Origin of the sequence: Marinobacter sp. EVN1 (assembly GCF_000475375.1) — a bacterium.
Classification (GTDB): domain Bacteria; phylum Pseudomonadota; class Gammaproteobacteria; order Pseudomonadales; family Oleiphilaceae; genus Marinobacter; species Marinobacter nauticus.
The window spans coordinates 1-3152 of sequence record NZ_AXCB01000047.1 but is presented as its reverse complement, the minus strand read 5'-3'; the positions used below and the strand labels follow the sequence as shown (position 1 = coordinate 3152).

Here is a 3152-nt window from a genome sequence, read left to right as displayed (position 1 = left end):
GCCAAAGTGGAACTGCAGGACAATGACAGCCAGACCCTGAACCGGGAATGGCTGCTCACCGCCATCACCCACACCGGCAAACAGCCCCAGGCCCTGGAAGAAGAGGGTGGCAGCGAACCCACCAGCTACCACAACACCTTCAGCGCCATCCCGGCCGACAAAACCTGGCGCCCCCTGTGCAACCACAAACCGGTGATGGACGGCCCCCAGATGGCCCTCGTCACCGGCCCGGACGGGGAAGAAATCCACTGCGACCAGTACGGCCGGGTAAAAGTACGATTCCCGTGGGATAGATACTCGAAGAACGACGAGCATAGCAGCGCCTGGCTGCGCGTGGCCCAGGGCTGGGCCGGTGGCCAATACGGCTTCATGGCCTTGCCCAGAATCGGTCACGAAGTGATTGTCTCCTTCCTGGACGGCGACCCGGACCAGCCCATCATCACCGGAAGAACCTACCACGCCACCAACACACCGCCGTACGCGCTGCCGGAACACAAAACCCGGACCACCCTGAAGACCAAAACCCACAAGGGCGAGGGCAGCAACGAACTGCGGTTTGAAGACGAAGCGGGCGAAGAGCAGATCTACGTGCACGCCCAGAAAGACCTCGACCTGCTGACGGAAAACAATCGCACCGAAGTCATCAGGAACGACAGCCACCTGACGGTGGAGAACCACCAGTTCAGCCACATCAAAGCGGCGGACCATTGCACCACCGACGGCGAAAACCGGCTGTCCGTTGGCGCAGATTGCAGCCAGACCGTGGGCGGCACCTACCATCAGAAAACCGCCCGCACCATGGCCTCGGAAGCCGGCACCGAAGTGCATCACAAGGCCGGTGCCAAGGTGGTTCTGGATGCCGGGGCAGAGCTGACAATTTCCGGGGGTGGAAGTTTTATCAAGCTGGACCCCAGCGGCGTGACCTTGAGTGGGCCGGGGATCAAGATCAATTCTGGGGGCAGCCCGGGGAGTGGTTCGGGGCAGGGAGCGAGTGGGCCAGCGTTGCCGCAGGACGTGGAAAAGAATGTTCACGAGATGGTTGAACCGGTCTTCCTGCCAACCGGCTTTGCGGAATCCGAAGGGCAGGCAATAGCCATTAAACAGGCCGCTGTGAACGGAAAGCCCTTTTGCAAAATCTGCTCTGAGCGCATGACACAAAGGGGCCGCGTATGAAATGGCCGTTTTCCAGTGGCCAGCGGGCTTTCGTTGTTGTAGATGCGGCGTTACCGGGGTTAAGGGCCAAGTGGTACGAACTGGCGGGAACCAGCGACAGCCTTCCCCTGTACAACGGAACACCCTTTGCACACCTCTTAGAGGTGTCCCCGATACTGGCCGAGATTAACCCCGACCATAAATTCCTGAGCTGGGCGCACCAGTCCTCCCCATCAAACAACTGGGGGGTATTGCTGACTGCCGATGCAAACTTGGCGGAGTTGGCAGCCCATTTACGAAAGTCTCTCACCCTTGTTGATGAAAATGACAGCGAGGTGCTGTGCCGTTTTTACGATCCGGACATCCTGCCTGTCTTTTGGCAATCGCTGAGTGTGTCCGAGCAGCAGACCTTTGCCGGTCCGGTAATCCAGTGGGCCGCCCGACAACCGGGTGAAGATGCGTATTGGCTTAGTGATCCTGTTGAACGGGGGCAGCAGTCGGCCTGGCAAACGCTTAAGCCTTTATGGCTTCGGTTAACTGAGCAACACATCCAGGCCATGAGACCGATCTACCATCGCCACCGGGTGCAACAGGCGGTGGTGCAATTAAACCAGTCAATGACCTGGCGGCTTATGCATCTGGCGAATGAGATTGTCGTTCAACGGATTGACGAGACCGTACAGGCGATCTATCGATGGCATGAGGCGCCAAGTCCCCAGGAAACACTCACTTTCTGCCAACTGTGCTTAGAGCGCTGTTCCCACTTCTATCGGGCAGCCCGGGCAGAGGAGCTCCTGGCATCAGCGAATCTGGCGCAGGCCTTGGTTGACATCGAACGCGACCTGGCCGAACAGCCGGACCACTACGCCCCCCACCACGACCCGGATTGGATGCCGTCGTATGACGAAACGGCCCTGATCAGCAAGCGCCGTGAACAACGTTGGAGTGATCAAGGATGACAGCCACCGAGCAATGCCCGATCTGTAACGACATAACGCCCAAACTGGCGTTTATTTGCAGCTTCGTCTGCTTTTGCAGCGTCAACCCCATGCAGTCCCAGACCGGCCGCAACATGAAGCAGATGTGTGTCGATGCTTCCCTGGATGCGGTGAATCAGGTCTCGGATACCGGCATCCGGCCGCAGGTTGGGTATTACATGCCAGAGGATCAAATGATAGCGCCGCAGCCGCTCATGTTGAAAGATGCTGCTAGGCAGGAGACTACCGAACCGATCCGTAACTTCGGGCATATGATCAATCGGATTCGAAACCTAAAGACTCCGGCCGATGCGTTGCTCAAAGATGAGATTGAGCAATACAGTAAAGGCGAGCTTCGTATACCAGATGCCGTAGTTTTGCGAGACCCTGCCGGGTTGCCAACTCAGGACAACCTTTTGGGGGTGGTGGAGGTCAAGTTCCGGGGCGATCGTTGGGGTATTGGGCAGGAAAAAGCCTATGAGCGAATTGCTGGCCCAGATAGCGGATTACATGAATTGAACGAGGACACTTGCAAATGTGACGGCACAGAGCAGCAATTGGTACCTGAAGACTCCCTGCAGCCTGCGCGGGATTTGTATGAGCAGGAAGAAGAGCATGGGCTGGGTGATTCGTTGTTGCTCGGGTTGGAAGTGTTGGCCATCGGCGTTGCGATGACAGCGCTGGTGCTGGATGATGCCACCGGGATCGGAACGGCGGATGATGTTCTGCTGGCACCGCTGGGGGCGAGGGCAGCGCTCCAGAGCGCCCGTTTTTACCGGGGAACCTCTACTGTGGTTCGTGGAAGCAGTGAAGCCGCCAAACTCGTTGCGCAGAGGATGTCATCATTGCGTCCAAGCTTGGAGCGCATCGGAGCTGCATTTTAAGTTTCAGGACAGGGGAAGACTTACCGTGGATGAACTGAAAGAACTGATGACAGTGGAAGACGCCGATGGTGTCATGCTTAAGCTTAGCCTGAACGTGGAAATTTACTTCCGTAATGCCTGGCGTACGGATGTCCGGGAG

Annotated in this window: 3 protein-coding genes; all 3 read left to right on the top strand. The window is 57.6% G+C overall.

Going from position 1 to position 3152, the window contains the following annotated elements:
- Positions 1-1173: type VI secretion system Vgr family protein (locus Q674_RS36955; protein ID WP_023009698.1), on the top strand; the 1173-nt coding region annotated here is incomplete at its 5' end.
- On the top strand, positions 1170-2111 hold the full coding sequence (locus Q674_RS36950; RefSeq protein ID WP_023009697.1) for a DUF4123 domain-containing protein: 942 nt from the start codon (positions 1170-1172) through the stop codon (positions 2109-2111). The genes Q674_RS36955 and Q674_RS36950, both read left to right, overlap by 4 nt.
- Positions 2108-3013: a hypothetical protein gene (locus Q674_RS36945; RefSeq protein ID WP_023009696.1), complete on the top strand. Its 906-nt coding sequence runs from the start codon at positions 2108-2110 to the stop codon at positions 3011-3013. Before Q674_RS36950 ends, Q674_RS36945 begins: the two co-directional genes overlap by 4 nt.
- Positions 3014-3152: the final 139 nt, after the last annotated feature.

What these genes read in the sequence shown, in the direction of transcription:
- Q674_RS36950 (WP_023009697.1), top strand. Translation starts at nt 1,170, where the DNA reads ATGAAATGGCCGTTTTCCAGTGGCCAGCGGGCTTTCGTTGTTGTAGAT.
- Q674_RS36945 (WP_023009696.1), top strand. Translation starts at nt 2,108, where the DNA reads ATGACAGCCACCGAGCAATGCCCGATCTGTAACGACATAACGCCCAAA.